This window comes from Thiobacillus thiophilus, assembly GCF_055378705.1.
Genome location: NZ_AP042404.1, coordinates 1,910,845 through 1,930,577, shown reverse-complemented (window position 1 = coordinate 1,930,577; position 19,733 = coordinate 1,910,845). Strand labels below are relative to the sequence as shown.

Annotated in this window: 21 protein-coding genes; 8 read left to right on the top strand and 13 right to left on the bottom strand. The window is 64.5% G+C overall.

The genetic code is table 11. From position 1 onward, the window contains the following. The first annotated feature begins 17 nt into the window (after positions 1 to 17). Positions 18 to 968 (top strand): HNH endonuclease, encoded by a 951-nt coding sequence (locus ACZ41T_RS09455; RefSeq protein WP_464921145.1) that lies wholly within the window; start codon positions 18 to 20, stop codon positions 966 to 968. An 8-nt stretch (positions 969 to 976) separates the two neighbouring features. Here ACZ41T_RS09455 and ACZ41T_RS09450 read toward each other — a convergent pair whose 3' ends face one another. The 4 genes from ACZ41T_RS09450 to fdxA form a co-directional block, all read right to left on the bottom strand. Beyond that, a complete protein-coding gene (locus ACZ41T_RS09450; protein ID WP_464921144.1) occupies positions 977 to 1,294 on the bottom strand; it encodes a type II toxin-antitoxin system PemK/MazF family toxin in 318 nt (105 codons plus the stop codon). Beyond that, entirely contained in the window at positions 1,282 to 1,518 is a 237-nt protein-coding gene (locus tag ACZ41T_RS09445; RefSeq protein WP_464921143.1) for an AbrB/MazE/SpoVT family DNA-binding domain-containing protein, read from the bottom strand. The genes ACZ41T_RS09450 and ACZ41T_RS09445 overlap by 13 nt, the downstream gene beginning before the upstream one ends. 68 nt (positions 1,519 to 1,586) lie before the next feature. Next, positions 1,587 to 4,208, bottom strand: coding sequence for a PD-(D/E)XK nuclease family protein (locus ACZ41T_RS09440; protein ID WP_464921142.1), 2,622 nt, complete (start codon positions 4,206 to 4,208; stop codon positions 1,587 to 1,589). 5 nt (positions 4,209 to 4,213) lie between these two features. Beyond that, a complete protein-coding gene (fdxA, locus tag ACZ41T_RS09435; protein WP_464921141.1) occupies positions 4,214 to 4,537 on the bottom strand; it encodes a ferredoxin FdxA in 324 nt (107 codons plus the stop codon). A gap of 159 nt (positions 4,538 to 4,696) precedes the next feature. Here fdxA and trxA point away from each other — a divergent pair, with 159 nt between their 5' ends. The 6 genes from trxA (at position 4,697) to mobA (ending at position 10,482) form a co-directional block, all read left to right on the top strand. Beyond that, entirely contained in the window at positions 4,697 to 5,023 is a 327-nt protein-coding gene (gene trxA / locus ACZ41T_RS09430) for a thioredoxin TrxA (protein WP_011310549.1), read from the top strand. 165 nt (positions 5,024 to 5,188) lie between these two features. Continuing rightward, positions 5,189 to 6,448 (top strand): transcription termination factor Rho, encoded by a 1,260-nt coding sequence (gene rho, locus ACZ41T_RS09425; RefSeq protein WP_464921140.1) that lies wholly within the window; start codon positions 5,189 to 5,191, stop codon positions 6,446 to 6,448. A gap of 64 nt (positions 6,449 to 6,512) precedes the next feature. Continuing rightward, entirely contained in the window at positions 6,513 to 6,731 is a 219-nt protein-coding gene (rpmE, locus tag ACZ41T_RS09420; RefSeq protein WP_464921139.1) for a 50S ribosomal protein L31, read from the top strand. 110 nt (positions 6,732 to 6,841) lie between these two features. Further along, on the top strand, positions 6,842 to 8,293 hold the full coding sequence (locus tag ACZ41T_RS09415) for a M48 family metalloprotease (RefSeq protein ID WP_464921138.1): 1,452 nt from the start codon (positions 6,842 to 6,844) through the stop codon (positions 8,291 to 8,293). Beyond that, entirely contained in the window at positions 8,283 to 9,911 is a 1,629-nt protein-coding gene (locus ACZ41T_RS09410) for an ArnT family glycosyltransferase (RefSeq protein ID WP_464921137.1), read from the top strand. Before ACZ41T_RS09415 ends, ACZ41T_RS09410 begins: the two co-directional genes overlap by 11 nt. Then, positions 9,892 to 10,482 carry a molybdenum cofactor guanylyltransferase MobA gene (gene mobA / locus ACZ41T_RS09405; RefSeq protein ID WP_464921136.1) on the top strand — a complete coding sequence of 197 codons (591 nt, stop codon included), beginning with the start codon at positions 9,892 to 9,894 and terminating at the stop codon, positions 10,480 to 10,482. The genes ACZ41T_RS09410 and mobA overlap by 20 nt, the downstream gene beginning before the upstream one ends. A gap of 47 nt (positions 10,483 to 10,529) precedes the next feature. Here mobA and ACZ41T_RS09400 read toward each other — a convergent pair whose 3' ends face one another. The 9 genes from ACZ41T_RS09400 to hemE form a co-directional block, all read right to left on the bottom strand. Beyond that, positions 10,530 to 10,817 (bottom strand): encapsulin-associated ferritin-like protein, encoded by a 288-nt coding sequence (locus ACZ41T_RS09400; protein WP_464921135.1) that lies wholly within the window; start codon positions 10,815 to 10,817, stop codon positions 10,530 to 10,532. A gap of 57 nt (positions 10,818 to 10,874) precedes the next feature. After that, on the bottom strand, positions 10,875 to 11,162 hold the full coding sequence (locus ACZ41T_RS09395; protein WP_464921134.1) for a sll1863 family stress response protein: 288 nt from the start codon (positions 11,160 to 11,162) through the stop codon (positions 10,875 to 10,877). 71 nt (positions 11,163 to 11,233) lie between these two features. Beyond that, a complete protein-coding gene (locus tag ACZ41T_RS09390; RefSeq protein ID WP_464921133.1) occupies positions 11,234 to 11,590 on the bottom strand; it encodes an HPF/RaiA family ribosome-associated protein in 357 nt (118 codons plus the stop codon). Positions 11,591 to 11,777: 187 nt separating this feature from the next. Next, positions 11,778 to 12,428, bottom strand: a complete 651-nt coding sequence (locus tag ACZ41T_RS09385) for a thiol:disulfide interchange protein DsbA/DsbL (protein ID WP_464921132.1) — start codon at positions 12,426 to 12,428, stop codon at positions 11,778 to 11,780. Continuing rightward, positions 12,428 to 12,958 carry an SPOR domain-containing protein gene (locus ACZ41T_RS09380; RefSeq protein ID WP_464921131.1) on the bottom strand — a complete coding sequence of 177 codons (531 nt, stop codon included), beginning with the start codon at positions 12,956 to 12,958 and terminating at the stop codon, positions 12,428 to 12,430. Before ACZ41T_RS09380 ends, ACZ41T_RS09385 begins: the two co-directional genes overlap by 1 nt. A gap of 2 nt (positions 12,959 to 12,960) precedes the next feature. After that, the gene (argS, locus tag ACZ41T_RS09375; protein WP_464921130.1) at positions 12,961 to 14,691 is read right to left on the bottom strand and encodes an arginine--tRNA ligase; all 1,731 of its coding nucleotides are present in this window, start codon (positions 14,689 to 14,691) and stop codon (positions 12,961 to 12,963) included. Between the two features lie 80 nt (positions 14,692 to 14,771). Continuing rightward, the gene (locus ACZ41T_RS09370; RefSeq protein ID WP_464921129.1) at positions 14,772 to 16,931 is read right to left on the bottom strand and encodes a primosomal protein N'; all 2,160 of its coding nucleotides are present in this window, start codon (positions 16,929 to 16,931) and stop codon (positions 14,772 to 14,774) included. A 338-nt stretch (positions 16,932 to 17,269) separates the two neighbouring features. Continuing rightward, entirely contained in the window at positions 17,270 to 18,139 is an 870-nt protein-coding gene (locus tag ACZ41T_RS09365; protein WP_464921128.1) for a Tim44 domain-containing protein, read from the bottom strand. A gap of 50 nt (positions 18,140 to 18,189) precedes the next feature. Beyond that, positions 18,190 to 19,257: a uroporphyrinogen decarboxylase gene (hemE, locus tag ACZ41T_RS09360; RefSeq protein ID WP_464921127.1), complete on the bottom strand. Its 1,068-nt coding sequence runs from the start codon at positions 19,255 to 19,257 to the stop codon at positions 18,190 to 18,192. Between hemE and ACZ41T_RS09355 the strand changes: the two genes are divergently transcribed. Further along, positions 19,256 to 19,543 (top strand): hypothetical protein, encoded by a 288-nt coding sequence (locus tag ACZ41T_RS09355; RefSeq protein ID WP_464921126.1) that lies wholly within the window; start codon positions 19,256 to 19,258, stop codon positions 19,541 to 19,543. The two genes, hemE and ACZ41T_RS09355, sit on opposite strands and share 2 nt — an antisense overlap. The last annotated feature ends 190 nt before the right edge of the window (positions 19,544 to 19,733 follow it).

Sequence of the window (19,733 nt, the reverse complement as noted above, 5' to 3'; positions counted from 1 at the left end):
GACCAAGCCACGACGCCATGACGAAAGCAGTGCTGACAACCAAGGTTTCGCCGGTCTACGATGACCTGCCGGAAAATAGATATCACTTCCCCAAAGCGTATCTCAATCAGGTTGGCAAAGCGGCTGGTGATTGGATTGTCTATTATGAGCCGCGCCGTTCTACGGGTGAGCTTTCAAGCAGCGGGGGGCGGCAAGTTTATTTTGCAACGGCGCGTGTTGAGTCGATTTACCCTGACCCGGTTCTTGCGGATCACTTCTACGCAGAAATCTCAAATTACCTCCCTTTCGTCCGCCCCGTCCCTTTTAAAGAGGGAGTTCATTACTACGAAACGGGTCTCGAAAAAGCGGATGGCTCAACCAATAAAGGCGCGTTCGGCAGAGCTGTTCGCATGCTGTCCGATGATGAATACGATCTTATTTGGCAGGCCGGATTTGGTCATGTGATTGGGCTTGAAGAACGGGCTCGCCTTGCGCCCGATATTCCGGAAGAGCCGATGCCAGCTACCGTATGGTTAGCGGAGGAGCCATACGAATCACATGACCATGTAACAATGGAGCAGGGTCGACGGATCGTTGAGCAACTTGTTTCGCGTCCATTTCGTGATAAGGCCTTCTCTGCTGCCGTGAAGAGCGCTTACCACGATACCTGCGCCTTTACCGGACTTAAGATCATCAATGGAGGTGGGCGATCGGAGGTACAAGCCGCACATATCCGCCCTGTCGAACATCGAGGACCGGACAGCGTCAGGAATGGAATCGCACTATCCGGTACTGTTCATTGGATGTTTGATCGTGGCTTGATTTCGATTGATGATGATTTCAGTTTACTACTCGCGAAAGATCGACTTCCCGATACGGCAGTGCGCCTCTTTAACGTGAATATGAAATTATTGCTGCCTGAGCGAGTTGAATTGAGGCCTCATCGCCAATTTCTGGATTATCACCGTCAGAATATCTTCAAGGGGTAATGGCCGGGTCAAAAGGCCAGCATTTCCAGCAACACTGGATGCCAAAGCGCGAGTTCGATTTTGCCCATCTTGCCGCCCAAGCGTTGCTTGTCCACGGAACGCAGTTGATCCAGCAGGATACGGGCAGACTTGCCCTTGAATTCAACTTCGGGACGGCAGCCAAGCGGTTGGCCACCGCTGGTGAGCGGGGCGATGATGACGCGTGGCAGGGCGGCGTTCATGTCGTCTGGCGACACGATCAGGCAGGGGCGGGTTTTCTGGAGTTCACTGCCGACAGTGGGGTCGAGGTTGACCCGGTAAACCTCGCCGCGTTTTACCACACCCATTCTTCGTCACCCTCGTCGACGGGGATGGTGTCGAGTACGGCTTCATCGTTTTCGGCCTGATAGCCGTCAAACCAGCCCGCACGGGGCTGCTTGAGCGCCTCGATGACGAGCTTCTTGCCTTTGATCTGCAGATCGACGGCATCTTTCAGGCCGCACGAGGCGAGGATGGCGGCAGGGATGATGACGCCCTTTGAGTTGCCGACTTTAACAAGGTTGATGCGCATATCTACTCCCCGAGCTACCCGTAAGTGTTGTCACAATGTTATTACACTACGGAGCGTCGGGCAAACTTTTATGCTGCATCCCACATTCCTTTTCGGCACATCCCGCGCGCTTCGCAGTACTTGCAGACACTGTCGATGCCATGGGCGGGCAGCGCGGCGTGCTGTGCGATCGCTTCAAGCAACTGTGGCAGGCGCAGGCTGATGGCGGCGACGTCGGTTTCGCCGTCGAGTTCGAGTGCGGCGACGGGGGCTTCGTTGATCGGCAGGTAGACGGCGGCAGCCTCGCACAGCCAGGCGTAGAAGGGCAGCTGCACGGCTTCGTCGGGCGCCTTGAGCTTTTTTTTCAGGCCTTGCGCGGCGCTGGTCTTGTAGTCGATCACGTAGCGGGCGTCGCCTTTTACGTCGACACGGTCGACGCGGCCGTGCAGGGTGATTTCTCCGAGGCCTTCAACGGTGTGCGGCACCGAGAAATCGGTTTCGCCGGATTCGTAGCGCCAGCCGGCGGCCGCGTGCGCCAGCCAGGCGTCGATGTAGGCGGGCTGGATGCTGTCCCACTGGCTCGCCCAGGCGGCGGCGGTGTATGCGGGCAGCGCGGCGAATTCGGCGGCGGAGAGGGCGTTCAGCTGCGCCAGCGCGGCGTCGCGCTCAAGCGGCGGCGCGCTGTCGTGAAAGGCCTTGAGGATGCGGTGCAAGGCGTTGCCGTAGTCGCTCTTGTCGAGCGCGTCGTCGGCCTCGTCGAGTTCGCGGATGCCGAGCACGCTGCGCGCGAAAAACCGGTAGGGGCAGTCGAGCAGGGTCTGGTAGGCGGTGGGCGAATAATGGCGCGGCAGCTGCGCGGCGGTGACCGTCGGCGCAGGCTGCACGCAGGCGGCGGGCAGCGGGCCGGGCTGGGTGGGCGGAATGCCGACGGCCTGCTCGGGCAGGGCGCTGTCCCACGCGGCCCGGTGCAGCGCCTGCAGCCGCAGCACCAGTGGCGAGACGGGGTTGGGCTCGTCGTTGTGCCACGCCTGCCAGCTGATGAGCGCAGGCCCCTGAACCAGCAGCTGCATCAGGTCGGCGGTGACGGCCGCGGCTTCGTCGCTTGCGGTCGACAGGCCCAGCTGGGCGCGGGTGGCCTGGGAAAACAGGCCGGGCGCGGCGCGCGCGGGCAGGTGGCGGGCGTCGGCGCCGATCAGCGCCACGGCGTCGAACAGGCGCCCGCGGGCGGCGGGTAGCGAGGTCAGCACGATGGGGCTGGCGACGCTGGCGTCGATGAAGCTTGCCGACTCCAGCGCCAGGTTGAGCCAGCGCCGCCATTCGCCGAAGCCGTATTTTTCACCGTCGTCGGCCAGGTCGCGGCGCAGGGCGTCGAGCGTTTCGAGCACCTTGGCGCCGGCGGCGTCGGCGTGCAGCGGGGCGACGGCGTCGAGCCGGATAAGGCTGTCGGTCAATCGCGCGAGCCACACTGCGAGCGGCGCGCGGCGCTGCTCGAACCCCTGGCGGGCGTCGAACAGCGCGGCGAGCCAGACAGGCAGTACGGCGAATTCGCGGTGCGCCAGCCGCTGCATCTCCGCCATCCCTTGCGACACGCCTTGCCGGCGCAGCGCCAGTTCGAACGCGAGCACCTGGTCCTGGCGCGCGGCGGGTTCACCCAGCACGAAGGGCGATTTCAGGAGATCGAGCAATTCGACGTGCGGGAAGTCGCTCGCCACGCATTCGAGCCAGCGGTCGATCACCGCGGCGGCGGCGGCGGTCGACAGCGTCCAGCCGGTTTCGTCGGCCGCCAGCACGTCCATGCGTTCGAGTAGCGCGCGCACCCGCCGCGCGGTTTCGCGGTCGAGTGCGATCAGCGCGAGTTCGCGCCGGCCGGCGCGCAGCTGGGCGGCCACCCAGGTGGCGACGGCGCGCGCTTCGGCTTCCAGGTGCGGCGCCGGGGCCAGCGTGATGCGATCCAGTAGCGGCGAGGCGGGAACGCGCCGGGCGAGCGCGGCGGCGCGGTCGCGCAGCGGCGGATCGGTCAGCTGCCAGGCCTGGTGCAGGGTGAAGGCGATGGCCGCTTCGGCGTCCGGTTCGAACAGCGTGAGCGGGGCGAGTTTGGCGCAGCGCTCGAGAAATTGCTGCTCGACGGCGGAAAGGGCGCCCAGCGCATAGCCGTAAATGGGCTGCGGTGCTGCCCCGATCTGTTCAAGCAGGGCGTCGAGCGCACGGGCATAGCGCGCCTGCGGGTCGTGGCCGTCGTTGTTGAGCGCCAGCCACACCGCCTCGATCAGCGCCGTCTCACGATCAAGTACGGCGCGGTCGAGCGCGCCGGCGTGCAGCGCGCGAATCCGTGAGCCGATCTCGCCGCCCAGCCGCGCGGCCGACAGTTCGTCAGCCAGTGCCAGCAGTTCGCCGGCAAGCGCCCATTTGTCGACCGCGCCCAGCCAGTCGACGCGCCGCAGCACGCCATGCAGGCGCGCCAGCCGCCGCGCCTGCGGTTCGGTGTGGCCGTCGGCCACGCTGTCGGCCCAGGCCTTCAGTGGGATGATGCGTGGCGGAATCAGTGCCCGGCGGCCGGCAGCCGGCGCCAGTGCGCGGGCAAAATCCTGCCCGGCGCGATGGTTGGGGACGAGCACCGTCAACCCGGACAGGTCGGGAAGGCGGTCGGCGTATTGATCGAGCAGGTGGCGGGCGACGACATGCGGCAGTGCGCCATCGCCGGAGATTTTCAAGCGGCTCAGCGCGCCAGGTGCTTCAGCTTGTCCTTGACCTGGGCCCACTCGTCGGCGTCGGGCAACGGGTCTTTGCTCTCGATGATGACCTTCCACTGCTTGGCGAGTTCGGCGTTGAGTGCGATGTAGGCGCGCTGGTCATCCGGTACGTCGTCTTCGGCGAAAATGGCTTCGACCGGGCATTCGGCCACGCACAGCGTGCAGTCGATGCACTCCTCCGGGTCGATGACGAGGAAGTTGGGGCCCTCGTGAAAGCAGTCCACTGGGCAGACATCGACACAATCGGTATATTTGCACTTTATGCAGGCGTCGGCTACAACATAGGTCATTCGTAGTTCTCCAGAGAATTTGAGAAACGCCCGGATGCTTGCAGGCGGCAATTTTGATGTAGCATATCGGCACAAAACCAAATTTTCCAGTATTACCGCCTTCCCAAACTATCCAGGCCGTATCCGGCCACCCGTATAATTCAACTAGGAGCCTCACCAATGAGCGAACATGTTCATTACATATCCGACGATTCGTTTGAACAGGAAGTCCTGCAGGCCGGTGTGCCGGTGCTGGTGGATTACTGGGCGGACTGGTGTGGCCCTTGCAAGATGATCTCGCCGATCCTCGATGAAGTCGCCAAGGAATACGCCGGCAAGCTCAAAGTGTGCAAGCTCAATATCGATGAAAACCAGGCCACCCCGCCGAAATTCGGCATCCGCGGCATCCCCACCCTGATGATTTTCAAGAACGGCAACGTCGAGGCCACCAAGGTCGGCGCCCTGTCGAAATCGCAACTCACCGCGTTCGTCGACAGCAACATTTAAGTTAAAGTCTTACCGGATGGCGCATCTCTGCGCCGCCTGCGCGCAGCACCCGCAGGAAGTACGCCACCAGACACTCGCCCAGCAGGCGGTCTTGGCGCAGCGTCATCCGGCTTCACCCCTCCCCATCTTCCGGCTCTTTCAAGCGAGCCTACTCAGGCCTCTTCCATGTATCTTTCCGAACTCAAGCAGAAGCCGATCACCGAGCTTCTTGAAATCGCCGCCACCGACGGTATCGACAACGCCAACCGCTTCCGCAAGCAGGAACTGATCTTCGCCATCCTGAAAGCGGGGGCCAAGCGCGGCGAGAGCATCTTCGGAGACGGCGTGCTGGAAGTGCTGCCGGACGGCTTCGGTTTCTTGCGTTCGCCGGAAGCCTCGTATCTGGCCAACACCGACGACATCTACGTGTCGCCGTCCCAGATCCGCCGCTTCAACCTGCACACCGGCGACAAGGTCGAAGGCGAGATCCGCACCCCCAAGGACGGCGAGCGCTATTCGGCGATGACCAAGCTCGACAAGATCAACGACGAGCCGCCCGAGGCCAGCAAGAACAAGATCCTGTTCGAAAACCTCACGCCGCTGCACCCCGACCAGCCGCTCAAGCTGGAACGCGAGATCAAGGCCGAGGAGAACATTACCAGCCGCGTGATCGACATCGTCGCCCCGATCGGCAAGGGCCAGCGCGGTCTCCTGGTGGCGCCGCCGAAAACCGGCAAGACGGTGATGCTGCAGCACATTGCCCACGCCATCACCTCCAACCACCCCGACGTCGTGCTGTTTGTGCTGCTGATCGATGAGCGCCCGGAAGAAGTGACCGAAATGAGCCGCACCGTGCGCGGCGAAGTCATCGCCTCCACCTTCGACGAACCCGCCAGCCGTCACGTGCAGGTGGCGGAAATGGTGATCGAACGGGCCAAGCGCCTGGTCGAGCACAAGAAGGACGTGGTGATCCTGCTCGATTCCATCACCCGTCTGGCACGTGCCTACAATGCCGTGCAGCCCGCCTCCGGCAAGGTGCTTACCGGCGGCGTCGACGCTAACGCGCTGCAAAAGCCGAAGCGCTTCTTCGGCGCCGCGCGCAACATCGAGGAAGGCGGCAGCCTCACCATCATCGCCACCGCGCTGGTCGACACCGGCAGCCGTATGGACGACGTGATCTACGAGGAATTCAAGGGCACCGGCAACCTCGAAATCCACCTCGACCGCAAGATGGCCGAGAAGCGCCAGTACCCCGCGATCAACGTCAACCGTTCAGGCACCCGCCGCGAAGAACTCCTGCTGCCGCCCGACATCCTGCAGAAGGTGTGGGTGTTGAGGAAGCTGCTGTACCCGATGGACGACATGGAGGCGATGGAGTTTCTGCTGGACAAGATCCGTGCGACAAAAAACAACAGCGAGTTCTTCGATTCGATGCGGCGGGGTTGATCGGAGCCTGCATCTCCGCTATACTCCCGCGTTCTCCGAATTCAACCCATTTTAAGGAATTGCCATGAAAGCCGGCATTCACCCCGATTATCAAGAAGTGACCGTGACCTGCTCCTGCAGCAACACCTTCAAAACCCGCTCCACGCTGGGCAAAGACGCCCTGAAGGTGGAAGTCTGCGCGGCCTGCCATCCGTTCTATACTGGCAAGCAGAAGATCGTGGACACTGCCGGACGCGTCGAGAAGTTCCGTCAGCGCTACGGTATCAAGTCAACCGCGGCATGAAATAAGCCGGTCTGCACGATTATGCAAAAAGCGGCTTTAGCCGCTTTTTGCATTTTCGCGGCGCGGCAACGGTATCATTTTGAGCGCTGCCTCCCGAGAAAGAGACTGACGTGACCCCCCGCGCCTTTCGTCGTATTGCCGTCATTGCCTTCGGTTCGCTGGCGCTCTCCCACTGCGCGCAAAATCCAGTCAGCGGCGACAAGGACTTCGTGTTGATGTCGGAGCAGCAGGAAATCCAGCTGGGTGCGCAGGCACATCAGGATGTGCTGAAGGAATACGCGACGCTGGATAATCCGGTGCTGCAGGCCTACGTGAACGAGGTCGGTCAGCGCCTGGCGCAGCAAAGCCACCGGCCGCACCTGCAATGGCATTTCACCGTGGTCGATAGCCCCGATGTCAACGCCTTTGCGCTGCCCGGCGGCTATGTCTACATCACCCGCGGCATCATGGCGTATCTGAATTCCGAGGCCGAACTGGCCGGCGTCGTCGGCCACGAAATCGGCCATGTCACCGCGCGCCACGGGGTGCGCCAGCAAAGCGCGTCCACTGCGGCCGGACTGGGCGCAGTGCTGGGATCGATCCTGGTACCGGAGTTGGACAATCAGGCGGGCGCCACCCTGCTGCAAACGCTGGCGCAGGCTTGGACCGCGGGCTACGGCCGCGAGCATGAACTGGAATCCGACCGCCTCGGCGCCGAATATCTGGCGAAGACTGGCTACAACCCGCAGGCGATGATCGACGTCATCGGCGTGCTGAAAAACCAGGAGCTGTTCGCCGCCGAACAGGCCCGGCGCGACGGCCGCCCGCTACGCACCTATCACGGCACCTTCGACACCCATCCCGGCAACGACGCGCGTCTCAGGCAGGTGGTGGGCGCGGCGAACCAGTACACCGTTGCCAACCCGCGTGACGGCCGCAGCGACTATCTGCAAAAAATGGTCGGCGTTTATTTTGGCGACAGCCCCGAGCAGGGCCTGATCCGCAACAACATGCTGCTGCATGAAAAACTTGGCCTTGTGCTCCAGTTCCCGCCAGGCTGGCGAGTGCAGAACCGTCCCGACCGGGTCGTGGCGACGAGCCCCCAGGGCGATGCGCTGGTCGAACTGCAACAGGGACCGAAGAACGACAAGCCGCTGGATACCCTGCAAAAAGGCCTCAAGCTGGATGCCGGCGCGCGCTACGACAGCGGCAAGCTTAGCGGCTATCCGGCGGCATTCGCCGCCGGCGCGCAGCAGGGCAAACCGGTGGTGGTGGCGGCCGTGGTGTTCAACGGCACGCAGTACCTGATCGCCGGCATGGCCAGGGACAAGCCGACCTACGATCGCGAACGCAGCACCCTGCGCGCGGCGATCAACAGCTTTCGCGCGATCACCGCGGCCGAGAAAATGGCAACCCGGCCTTACGTGCTGAAACTGGTCACGGCGCAGCCCGGCATGACGATGGCAAACCTGGCGCGGCAGTCGCCGCTGGGCGCCGGCGCCGAAAGCCAGCTGCGCCTGATGAACGCCCTTTACCCAAGCGGCGAGCCCAGCCCGGGCCAGCGACTCAAAATTGTCCAGTAAGCGCCAGCCCAACCTTTCGCAGCACCCGCAAGGAGTACGCCGATGGGTACCCCGCTGCTGCGCAGCGACCCTTTCGCAGCTCGGGCTGCTGCTGCTCTGTGCCGCCTGGCTGCTGCCGGGTCTGGTGGGGCATGCGCCATGGAAGGGCGGCGATGGCGATCACTTCGTACAGCTGTGGCTGCTGCTGCAAAGCGACGTTGCGCCGCAGGCTGCTGTGGCCACGCCGCCTCTGTACTACTGGGTGGCGGCCGTCACCGCCTGGCTGACTTCGCCCATCCTGGCCCTGCCCGATGGCGCGCGGCTGGCCTCGGGGGTGTTCATCGCGCTGGCGCTGTTTTTTGTCGCGCGCACCGCGCGTACGCTGTATGGCGCAGAAGCCGGCTGGGCTGCGGCGCTGACGCTGCTGGGCTGCGTGGGCTTGCTGGTGCGCGGTCACGAACTCAATGCCTATACCGCCCAGTTCGCCGCCGCCGCGATCATGCTGTATGGCGTGGCCGGCCTGCCGCAGAACCCTCGCAGCGGCTGGGCGCTGGGCATCGGGGCTACGCTCATGCTGCTGGCCGGCGGCGCGGCGGAAGCGGCGCTGATCCTGGCGTTGGCGGGCGCGTTGTCGCTGTTGCTTGAGGATTATCGTTCGCCGGCGGCGCGGCGCGCGCTGCTGTGGGGGGCGGGCCTCGCGCTTGCCGCCAGCGCGGCATGGCTGGCTTATCTCGCCACCCAGGCGATCCCGTTTGTGCGCGTGCTCAATCTTGAGCGCTGGCTGGGCGGCGAGGGTCTTCGTCCAGGCTACTTCCCCGGCATTCTGGCCTGGTACGCCTGGCCGGCGTGGCCGCTGGCGGCCTGGGCGCTGTATCGCGGTCGGCGCCAGTGGCGTACGCCGGGGGTGGTGCTGCCGCTCGGCGCGCTGGCGGGCCTGCTCGGCCTGTACGCCCTGGCGGCGCATCCCGGCGAGGAGCAGGGCCTCATCCTGTTGCTGCCGCTGGCCCTCTTAGGCAGCGCCGGGCTGTTCAGCCTGCGGCGTGGCGCGGCCAGCGCCCTGCTGTGGTTTGCGCTCATGCTGTTCGGCTTTATGGGGCTGCTGCTGTGGGCCTACTGGAGCGCACACGACCTGGGCCATCCGGTGCGGCTGGCGGCGCGGCTGGCCAAGTTGGGCATGACCGGTGTCGGCGAATTGCGTCCGTGGGCGCTGGCACTGGGTCTTGTCGTTACCCTGATCTGGGTCGGGTTCCTCGCCCGTGTCGACCGCTCGCCGCTGCGCCCCATCCTGGTGTGGACGGCGAGTCTGACGTTCATCTGGGTTTTGCTGATGGTACTGTTTCAGGCGCCGCTCGACCGTCGCCTGAGTTATGTCAGCGTCGGCGAGGCGCTGGCGGCGCGGGTGCCGCCAGCGGCGTGCATCCAGACCCATCAGGTGCGCAGCACGCAGCGCCTGCTGTTGGCCTATCACAGCGACCGCTGGCTCGTCCCTGGCGACGCCGGCTGCGACTGGCTGCTGCGGGAGACGCGGCGCAACGAGCCAGAACCGCGCGTTCCGGATGACTGGATCAAGCAGTGGGAAGGCGCGCGCCCCGGCGACCGCTTCGACCACTTCCACCTGTATGCCCGACGCGGGCAGTAAATTAAAGTCGGCGCGCGTCGCCGCCGTCATCCTGGCGGGCGGCCAGGGCCGCCGCATGGGCGGCGCCGACAAAGGCCTGATCGATTATCAGGGGCGCCCGCTGGTCGAATGGGCGCTTGCCGCGCTGGCGCCGCAAGTCGGCGAAATTCTCATCAGCGCCAACCGCAATCTCGATATCTACGCGGCCTATGGCCACCGTGTGCTGCCCGACACGATGCCCGATTTCCCTGGTCCGCTGGCGGGTGTGCTGGCGGCGCTGGACGCCGTGACGGCGGACTGGTTGCTGGTCGCGCCCTGCGACACGCCGCATCTGCCGGCCGACCTGGCTGTGCGCTTGCTCGACGCGGCACTGCGGGAAGGCGTGCCGCTGGCCGTAGCGGCGGACGGGGAACGCGTGCACTACGGCTGCTTCCTCGTGCGCGCCGATCAGCGCGGCAGCCTCGCCGCATTTCTGGCGCATGGCGAACGTGCGGTGCACCACTGGCAGGCGGGCCTGCCCTCAACGGCCGTACGGTTCGATGCGGCCTGCTTTGCCAATTTCAACCAGCCGCAGGATCTGCAGACGGATTAAGGCTCCCGGTGTCGACAAGGGGGCGTGCCGTTGCGTGCGGCCCCGAATCAGTCGTGAGCAATTTGCTTGTCGGTGAACAGGTAATCCCGCAGTTCCTCGTCGAACTTCGGGTCGCGCCGACGAATCCACTCCATCACCATGGCGGCATGCTCTTTCTCCTCGTCGCGATTGTGCTTGAGAATGGCGCGCAGCTCCGGATCCTTGCAGGCATCCATGCGCTGGTTGTACCAGTCCACCGCTTCGAGTTCTTCCATCAGCGAAATGATCGCCCGGTGCATGTCGCGGGTCTCGGCACTGAGTGCTTCGACCGGCTCGTGATAACCCTCGTTTGCCATGTTTTTTTCCTGTTCAGGTTGGGGATAAGACTTTATTCGGCGCCTGCAACGGGCGGCTTATTTGAATCGGGCGGTGGCGGAATGCACGGCCTCGCTGACCGATTCCCATGCCAGCTCGACGCCGGCCTTCAAGTCCTGCCAGGCGCCTTCGCCGGCGGATTCGAGCTCGCCCAGCTTGCTGCGGGCGTGATCGCGTTTGTTGCGCAGGCCCTCGACCTGCTTGTGATATTCGGCGCGTGCCCCGGCTTCAGCGGCATCGGCCTTTGCCGTCAGTGTGTCGATCTCGGCATTCCATTGGTCGAGTTTGGCGTGCATTTTGCGGACGAAGTCTTCTTTCGTGCTCATGGCATTCTCCTTTAACAGTAAGGTCGGTTGGTGACGATCAGGAGCCGGGGTGGCGCTGATCGCCCGATCCGTCAGCTTGGTTCGTCCGGGCTGTCCGGGATCGATGAACCGCGCTTGTGGTCACCCAGCTTGCCGAGCATGCTGTCGAGCGAACGCTTCAGTTTTTGGGCGGCACCGTCGATTGCCTGGTGCAGTGAATTGGCTAGTTCGGTGACCGCGATCGGCTGGCGGCCGGCCACGCGGGCCTCCATCAGGCAGCGCTTGTCATTTTCGCCGGCCTTTTGACCGTTGACGTCGCTGAGATGGATTTCCACCCGGGTGACATCATCACTGAAGCGGTCCAGTACCCGTCTGACGACGTCTTCAGCATGGCGACCGAGGGCATCGCGGCCTTCTACGCTCTCATCTGTATTGCACAGTATTTGCATCGGGTTACTCCTTAAAAAATTCATGGTGGGCCGTATTGAATACGGCGCGCAACGCAGTGCGCCGTGAAAGATCATATGCCGGGCGGGCTCTATCCACTGTGCGCTGACGCACGTCGTGGCGTCAGGCGCTCGTCAACCACTACGCGCGGCCCGTAAAAAGGGGGGCCGCGGTTGTTCCGCAAGGCGTTTACCTGGGGGCTTTTTTATCGCTGCGTTCTGCGCGTGCCTTGACGATCAGCTGATCGAGCACCTCGAACAGGCGCGCCTCGCTGCCGGTCATCGACACCGTGGTGGCGTATTTGCCGTCGATGATGAAGGCAGGCACGCCGCTGATGGCGTAAGCGGTGGCCAGTCGCGCGCCCTGGGTGGCCTTGGCCTGCGTCGAGAACGAATTGTAGACATCTTCGAATTTCTTGCGGTCGACGCCCTGTTTGGCGATCCAGCCACCCAGCACGGCCGGATCGTTGAGGTTGATGTTTTGCACGTGGTAGGCGTCGAAAATCTTGTGGTGCAGGCTGTCGAGGAGTTTCATCTGTTCCAGCGTGTAATACAGCTTGGCGTCGGGCATCCAGTCGTTGCGGAACACCGCCGGCACGCGGCGAACCTGGGCGTCGCTGGGCAGGGTTTTCAGCCAGGCATCGAGGCCGGGTTCGAGCTGAAAGCAGTGCGGGCAGCGGTACCAGAAGAATTCCAGCACCTCGACATTTTTGCCGGTAGTGACCGGCTGTGTTCGCTTCAGCCGGGTGTAATCGTGCCCTTCGAAGGCTTCCGGCCCGGCGGCCAGGGCAGACAGGGAAAAAACGGCGGCGGCGAAGAAAGACAAAATGCGGGTAAACATCAAGGCGACTCCTGTGGGGTGAGAATTTCTTTGACCAGTGTGGCAGGGATATCGTTCTGCGTCAGCAGGCTGCGGGTGCGATCGACTTCATCCATGGTGCTGAACGGGCCGACGCGCACGCGATGGAACACCCCCTTGCCGGCCACCTCGCCGGTCTGGATGACGGCTTCGACGCCCAGCATGGCGAGTTGCGCTTTCAGGTTGTCGGCATCGTCCGCATTCTGGAACGCGCCTGCCTGCAGGAAATAGCGCGTGGCGGGCGCAGCGGGCGCGGTGGACGGCGGCAGTTCGCCTTGGGCGTCGCCCGGCAGGACCTTGTAGAAATCGAAGCTGGGTGCGGGCTCAGGGACGCCGGCAGCGGGCGCAGCCGGGCGGGGCGTCGGTGCCGTGGGCTTGAACAGGTTGTTGCCGGTGATCCACAGCGCTACGCCGACGGCGAGAATCGCGCCGACGATGAGCCCGATCAGCACGCCGGTGAAGATGGAGTTGCCGCCCGAGCGGTCTTTTTTGCGGGGTGAAGGCTTGACCATGGCTACATTTTCTCCGGGGCCGACACGCCGAGCAAGGCCAGCCCATTGACGATTGCGATGCGGGTGGCGTCGGCCAGCGCCAGCCGGGCCAGTTTCGTCGCCGCATCGTCGACCAGGAATTTCTCCGCGTTGTACCAGGCGTGAAAATCGCCTGCCAGCACCCCCAGGTAGTGCACCAGCAGGTGCGGAGCCAGCTCCTTGGCGGCAGCAGCGACGGTTTCCGGGTATTCGGCCAGACGCTGCATCAGCGCGAGTTCGTGCGGCGCGGTCAGCGGCGCGAGGTCGACGCCGTCGAGTGCGGCGGGCTGTCCGCCCCATTCCTCGAATACCCGGCAAATCCGCGCATGGGCGTACTGCACGTAGTACACCGGATTGTCGGTGTTTTTGGCGATCGCCAGATCGACATCGAAGATGTATTCGGTGTCGGCCTTGCGCGAGAGCAGGAAGAAGCGCACCGCGTCCTTGCTGGCCCATTCGATGAGGTCGCGCAGGGTGACGTAGCTGCCGGCGCGCTTGGAGATTTTGACCTCCTCGCCGCCGCGCATTACGCGCACCATAGTGTGCAGCAGGTAGTCGGGATAGCCCTCGGGGATGCCGACGTTGGCGGCACCCGCAAGGGGTACGCCGGTGGGTGCCCCGCTGCTGCGCAGCGACCCTCCCGCAGCCTGCAGGCCGGCGCGCACGCGGGCGATGGTGCCGTGGTGGTCGGTGCCCTGGATGTTGATTGCGCGCTCGTAGCCGCGCTCCCGCTTGGCGATGTGATAGGCGATGTCGGGCACGAAATAGGTGTAGGTGCCGTCGGATTTTTTCATCACGCGGTCCTTGTCGTCGCCGTAGTCGGTGGTTCGGAGCCATAGCGCGCCGTCCTGCTCGTAGGTCTTGCCGGCCTCGATCAGCCGCTTGACCGTCGCCTCCACGCGCCCGCTGGTATACAGGCTCGACTCCAGATAGTAATGGTCGAAGCGCACCGCGAAGGCCTTGAGGTCGAGGTCCTGCTCATGGCGCAGGTAAGCGACGGCGAACTGGCGAATCGAGTCGAGATCGTCGGCATTGCCCGATGCGGTGAATTCGCGGTCGTCCGACTTCATCGTTTTCCTGGCCAGAAAATCCGCCGCGATGTCGGCGATGTAGTCGCCGTTGTAGGCGGCTTCCGGCCATCCGGCGTCGCCCGGTTTCAGCCCTTTTGCGCGCGCCTGCACGCTGTTGGCCAGCGTGGCGATCTGTACCCCGGCGTCGTTATAGTAGAACTCGCGATAGACGTCCCAGCCCTGCGCCGCGTAGAGGTTACAGATGGCGTCGCCCAGCGCCGCCTGGCGGCCGTGACCGACGTGCAACGGGCCGGTCGGATTGGCGGAGACGAACTCGACCAGCACCTTGTGGCCCTTGCCCGCATCGCTGTGGCCGAAAGTCGCGCCGGCCGAACGGATCTGCGGCACCAGACCGTGCCAGGCGGCGGGAGTGAGGTGGAAATTGATGAAGCCGGCGCCGGCGATTTCCGCCCTGGCAATCAGCGGGGATTTCGGCAACTCGGTGAGGATCAGCTGCGCCAGTTCGCGCGGATTTCTCTTCAGCGGCCGCGCCAGCTGCAGTGCGGCATTGCTGGAAAAGTCGCCGTGAGCGGAATTCTTTGGGCGTTCGATTTCGAGGCTGACCGGGGCGTCGGGCGCCACCGTTTCGAGGGCAATACCGATCAGCAGGGCGATCTGGTCTTTGAGCGGATGGGTGCTGGACATGGTTACAGAGAGGATGGGGTAAATCGCACCCTTGGTGTTCGAATGGGTAGCCGGCGATTATAAGCGCCGGGAGCAAGGCATCAAAACACCAGCGGGTCGACGTCGAGCGACCAGTGCGTCACGCGTGGCTTGATGGTGTCCAACAGCGGTCGCCAGTCGCGCACGAAGGCCTGCAGGGTCTGGCGCTGGGGCGACTGGACCAGCAGTTGCGCGCGCTCCAGATTGGCGACGCGTGCCATCGGCGCCGGCGTGGCGCTGAACACGCTGACGTCGGCCGTATCCGGCGCGAGCGCTGCGGCGCGCTGCAAAAAAGCCAGCGCCGCTGCCATCGTGGGCGCTTCGGCGCGCAGCAGGACCTGGCGGGTGAACGGCGGCAGGTCGAGCTGGCGGCGTTCGGCCAGCAGTGCGCGCGCATAGCCGGCGAAATCGTGGCGCTGCAGGTAGCGGAACAAGGGATGATCGGGGAAGGCGGTCTGGATCAGCACGCGGCCGGGCTTGTCGGCACGCCCGGCGCGTCCGGCCACCTGCATCAGTTGCGCGAACAGCCGTTCGGTGGCGCGAAAGTCCGGGCTGTAGAGCGCGCCGTCGGTGTCGAGGATGAGCGCCAGCGTCATGTTGGGGAAGTCGTGGCCCTTGGCCAGCATCTGGGTGCCGACCAGGATGTCGATTGCGCCGCCGTGCACCGCCGCGCCCAGTTCGGCCCAGGCGCGCGGACGCATGGTGTCGCGGTCGATGCGGCGGATGCGCGCGGCGGGCAGCAGCGTGGCGAGCGTTTCCTCCAGCCGCTGGGTGCCCTGGCCGAGGGCTTTCAAATCGGGGTTGCCGCAGCTCGGGCATGCGGGCGGGATGCGCGTCTCGAATCCGCAGTGGTGGCATTTCAATCGATGCGAGGTGCGGTGCAGCACCAGCCGTGCCGAGCAGCGCGGGCAGGGCGACACCCAGGCGCAGCTCGGGCAGTACAGTGCCGGGGCGTAGCCGCGGCGGTTCAAAAACACCAGGCTCTGCTCGCCGCGCGCCAGGGTTTCGCTCAGCGCCAGCAGGACGGGACGGGTGAGACCGTTGTCGAGCGGAATGTGCTTGAGGTCGACCAGTTCGATCGCCGGCAGCCGCGCCTGGCTGATGGCGCGCTGCTTCAGCTCGATCAGCCGGTAGCGCCCGGTCGTGGCCTGTGCATAGCTTTCCAGCGAGGGCGTGGCGGAGCCGAGCAGCACCGGCACGCCGCGCTGTTTGCCGCGCGCGATGGCGACGTCGCGCGCCGAGTAGCGCAGGCTGTCCTGCTGCTTGAAAGAGGCGTCGTGCTCCTCGTCGACCACGATCAGCCCCAGCCGCGGCAGCGGCGCGAACACCGACAGCCGGGTGCCGAGCAGCACGTCGCAGTCGGGGGCGGCGAGCCAGTTTTCGGCGCGATCTTTCTCGGCGAGGCCGCTATGCAGGGTGGCGAAGCGGCGTCCGGGGAAGCGGCGGCGGAAATGTTGTTCCAGTTGCGGGGTCAGCGCGATTTCGGGAATCAGCACCAGCGCCTGTTTTTCCTTGGTCAGCACCGCGTCGATCAGGCGCAGGTACAGCTCGGTCTTGCCGCTGCCGGTGACGCCGTGGATCAGGTGCACGCCAAACTGGCCGAGTGCGGGCAGCAGCGTCTCGAGTGCGGCCTGCTGCTCGGCGGTGGCGGGGGGCGATTCGGCCGTCTGCGGTGCGGCGGCTGCCGGCGGGGGAACGCGCGACCAGGCGGCCCAGCCGGCCGCCACCAGTGCGGTGGCGTGGCGGCCTTGTTTCTGCGCGCGCAGCACGCTGCGCGACTGTGGCGCCGTTCGCAGCGCGTCAAGTAGGGCGCGCTGCGCGCGGGCGCGGGCGACGGGTTCGGCGGCTTGTCCGGCTGCGGTCACCACCAGCCAGGGGGTCTCGGCGACAAACGGCGTGGTGTTTTTCAGGCGCGGCGGCAGCGTGGCGAGCAGGATCGCGCCCAGCGGATAGTGGTAATAGTCGGCGCAGAACTGCGCCAGGCGGAGGATTTCGGGTGACAGTGCGGGGCGGTCGGCCAGCACGCGGATCACATCGCGTAGCTTGTCGGCCTGGACGGTGCTGTCGGCCTGCGGCCCGAGCACGACGCCAACCTGACGGGTGCGGCCGAACGGAACCTCGAGCAGGGTGCCCGGCGGCACGGCCCCGAGGTCATCCGGCAGGCGATAGTCGAACAGCCGATGCAGCGGCGTATCGAGTGCGACCTGAAGGATGGACGGCATGTTAGGGGTGAATCTTGATAGGGGAGCGGGGAAAATTCACTAAGTATCTGTTTGGCAATCCTTATTCCGCCTTGCCCACAGCAAGCTGTGGACAATTGTGTGGGCGATTTGTGTCGACTGCCCTCAAACGCCCGTATTCAGGCGGGCCGCCATCACAGGCCAAAAAGCAGGCAGGCCGGCAAATTGATATTTTTCAATGACTTATAAACATTGCTTGGCTGTCAAGAGATTGGGAGAAAAAAGCTTCAGTTGCGCGATAAATGTGTATAAGTCAATGCTTCTATTGGCGCAAATGCGGCCTTCCGCGTGCCTTGTGGGCGCGGAAGGCCTTGTTCTTGCTAGCTTTGTTGCTGAATGCCGGCGATGACCCAGCCGCCCTGGCCGCTGGCCGGTTTGGTGAGATGCCAGACTTCGTCGAGCGGTACGGCGTCCTGGCCGGCGGCCTCGCGCACCAGGCCGGTGAAGCGCACGCTGACGACATGGCGGTTGCCCTCGTCGACCGCTTCCCGCACCTCGGCATCGAGCGTCATGACGTCGGTGGTCTGGGTGGCGTCGCCGCGTTCGGCCAGCTGCATGCTGATTTCGGCAAATACTTCGGGCGAGGTGAAGGCGCGCAGGTCGTCGAGATTGGCGGCGTCGAACGCCGCTTGCAGGCGGATGAAGTTGAGCTTGGCCTCACGCGCGAAGGCGTCGGCATCGAAGCCGGGTGGAAAAGGACTGGCCGTGAGGCTGCCGCCCGATGCGGCGTGGCTTTGCTCAAATGCGGCCGGTGCGGGCATGCCGGCGACCCGCATCGCGGGTGCTGCGGAAGAGTCGCTGCGTAGCAGCGGGGCACCCGCCGGCGTACTCCATGCGGGTGCGGCCGGCGCATTGCGGCGCATGAACAAGCGGAACAGCATGAAGGCGGCCATCGCCAGCAGTGCCAGCATCATGAAATTGGCCATTTCCTCACCCAGGCCGAGATGGGAAAACAGCGCTGCCAGCCCCAAACCCGCGGCGAGGCCGGCGATCGGGCCCATCCACGAGCGTTTCTGCGGCACGGTGCCGGTCTGCTGGCGCGGCGGCGTCGGCGCGACATTCTGTCTGGCCGGCGCGGCGCGCTGCATGCCGAAGGATTTGCTGCCGCCCATGCGGCGGGCTTCGGCGTCCGGCATCATGAAGGAGAAGCCGATGAAGACGGCAAACAGGCTGATCAAAATACGTTTCATGGTGTTTTCTGATGATTAAAAAGCAAAGCGTGGCCGTTCAGGACCAGAAATCATGCCGCACGCACGGCGCGGCTGCGGCTGTGCACCGCCTCGACCAGCACGCTGACCTTGTCCGGGTCGGTGAACTGCGAAATGCCGTGGCCGAGGTTGAATACATGGCCGGGATGGTTGCCGTAGCTGTCGACGATGCGGTGCGCTTCGGCGCGGATGTTGTCGGGCGAGCCGTGCAGGGCGCCGGGGTCGAGGTTGCCCTGCAGCGCAACCTGGTCGCCGACACGGCGGCGCGCTTCGCCAATGTCGAGGGTCCAGTCCAGCCCCACTGCATCGGCGCCGATGCCGGCCATGGATTCCAGCCAGTTGCCGCCGCCCTTGGTGAAGATGATGCTGGGTACGGGGCGGCCTTCACGCTCCTTGGTCAGGGCGGCAACGATGCGCTGCATATAGTCGAGCGAGAATTCCTTGTACGCGTACGGGGTGAGGCTGCCGCCCCAGGAATCGAAAATCATCACCGCCTGCGCGCCGGCCTCGATCTGCGCGTTGAGGTAGTCGATCACCGCACGGGTGTTCACTTCGAGGATGCGGTGCAAGAGGTCGGGGCGGCTGTACAGCATGGCCTTGATGTGGCGGTAGTCGTCCGAGCCGCCGCCTTCGACCATGTAGCAGGCCAGCGTGTAGGGGCTGCCGGAAAAGCCGATCAACGGTACCGAGCCATCGAGCGCGCGGCGGATCGAGCGCACCGCGTCCATCACGTAGCCCAGCTTGTCGGTGGGGTCGGGCGCGGAGAGGTCGCGGATTTCCCATTCGTCGCGCAACGGGCGCTCGAAGCGCGGGCCTTCGCCCTGCGAGAAGTACAGGCCCAGGCCCATCGCGTCGGGCACGGTGAGAATGTCGGAAAACAGGATGGCGGCGTCGAGCGGATAGCGCGCCAGCGGCTGCAGCGTCACCTCGGTCGCCAGGTCGGGCGTCTTGCACAGGGTCAGAAAGTCGCCGGCGCGGGCACGGGTGGCGTTGTATTCCGGCAGGTAGCGGCCGGCCTGGCGCATCAGCCAGAGGGGGGTGTATTCAGTGGGTTGGCGCAGCAGTGCGCGCAGGAAGGTATCGTTCTTGAGGACGGACATGGCTGTGCCACAAAAGATGGCCGGGATGCAAAGCCGGCATTTTAGCAGGCTTGGCGTTCCCGGCCGCGTGGCCTGTGTTCGCGACTACGGCAATCGTGACGAGATCGGTGCGGTGATCGGCAGCGCCATTTCGGCCGGCCGCTGCACGACAGGCTGCTATTTCCAGTTCGCAACACTGGCGCCAAAATACCGAAAGTTTTTTCATCGGATTGCTTTTCATGGTGTCGCTTCTGTTGAGTGGTGGGGTGTCGCCGGGTCGTTACGCCAGCGGACACCTGCAGAGTAGGGGCGCGGTGCAAGCGGCAGGTGTGGGGCGAGTAACAGGCTGTATCGCTTTGTAACCGCTGGCGGCGGGCGGGAATCGTGGCCATGCTTACGCCACGGGCGTTGCAATGAAAAAGCCGTAGCTCAAGTTCGGGAAGTGCTGTACGTTAGCAGGTTAGAATTTTCGGCTTTTCTAATCATTAACCCGCATC

What these genes read in the sequence shown, in the direction of transcription:
- ACZ41T_RS09455 (WP_464921145.1), top strand. Translation starts at nt 18, where the DNA reads ATGACGAAAGCAGTGCTGACAACCAAGGTTTCGCCGGTCTACGATGAC.
- ACZ41T_RS09450 (WP_464921144.1), bottom strand. Translation starts at nt 1,294, where the DNA reads ATGGGTGTGGTAAAACGCGGCGAGGTTTACCGGGTCAACCTCGACCCC.
- ACZ41T_RS09445 (WP_464921143.1), bottom strand. Translation starts at nt 1,518, where the DNA reads ATGCGCATCAACCTTGTTAAAGTCGGCAACTCAAAGGGCGTCATCATC.
- fdxA (WP_464921141.1), bottom strand. Translation starts at nt 4,537, where the DNA reads ATGACCTATGTTGTAGCCGACGCCTGCATAAAGTGCAAATATACCGAT.
- trxA (WP_011310549.1), top strand. Translation starts at nt 4,697, where the DNA reads ATGAGCGAACATGTTCATTACATATCCGACGATTCGTTTGAACAGGAA.
- rho (WP_464921140.1), top strand. Translation starts at nt 5,189, where the DNA reads ATGTATCTTTCCGAACTCAAGCAGAAGCCGATCACCGAGCTTCTTGAA.
- rpmE (WP_464921139.1), top strand. Translation starts at nt 6,513, where the DNA reads ATGAAAGCCGGCATTCACCCCGATTATCAAGAAGTGACCGTGACCTGC.
- mobA (WP_464921136.1), top strand. Translation starts at nt 9,892, where the DNA reads ATGCCCGACGCGGGCAGTAAATTAAAGTCGGCGCGCGTCGCCGCCGTC.
- ACZ41T_RS09400 (WP_464921135.1), bottom strand. Translation starts at nt 10,817, where the DNA reads ATGGCAAACGAGGGTTATCACGAGCCGGTCGAAGCACTCAGTGCCGAG.
- ACZ41T_RS09395 (WP_464921134.1), bottom strand. Translation starts at nt 11,162, where the DNA reads ATGAGCACGAAAGAAGACTTCGTCCGCAAAATGCACGCCAAACTCGAC.
- ACZ41T_RS09390 (WP_464921133.1), bottom strand. Translation starts at nt 11,590, where the DNA reads ATGCAAATACTGTGCAATACAGATGAGAGCGTAGAAGGCCGCGATGCC.
- ACZ41T_RS09385 (WP_464921132.1), bottom strand. Translation starts at nt 12,428, where the DNA reads ATGTTTACCCGCATTTTGTCTTTCTTCGCCGCCGCCGTTTTTTCCCTG.
- ACZ41T_RS09380 (WP_464921131.1), bottom strand. Translation starts at nt 12,958, where the DNA reads ATGGTCAAGCCTTCACCCCGCAAAAAAGACCGCTCGGGCGGCAACTCC.
- argS (WP_464921130.1), bottom strand. Translation starts at nt 14,691, where the DNA reads ATGTCCAGCACCCATCCGCTCAAAGACCAGATCGCCCTGCTGATCGGT.
- ACZ41T_RS09370 (WP_464921129.1), bottom strand. Translation starts at nt 16,931, where the DNA reads ATGCCGTCCATCCTTCAGGTCGCACTCGATACGCCGCTGCATCGGCTG.
- ACZ41T_RS09365 (WP_464921128.1), bottom strand. Translation starts at nt 18,139, where the DNA reads ATGAAACGTATTTTGATCAGCCTGTTTGCCGTCTTCATCGGCTTCTCC.
- ACZ41T_RS09355 (WP_464921126.1), top strand. Translation starts at nt 19,256, where the DNA reads ATGGCTGTGCCACAAAAGATGGCCGGGATGCAAAGCCGGCATTTTAGC.
- hemE (WP_464921127.1), bottom strand. Translation starts at nt 19,257, where the DNA reads ATGTCCGTCCTCAAGAACGATACCTTCCTGCGCGCACTGCTGCGCCAA.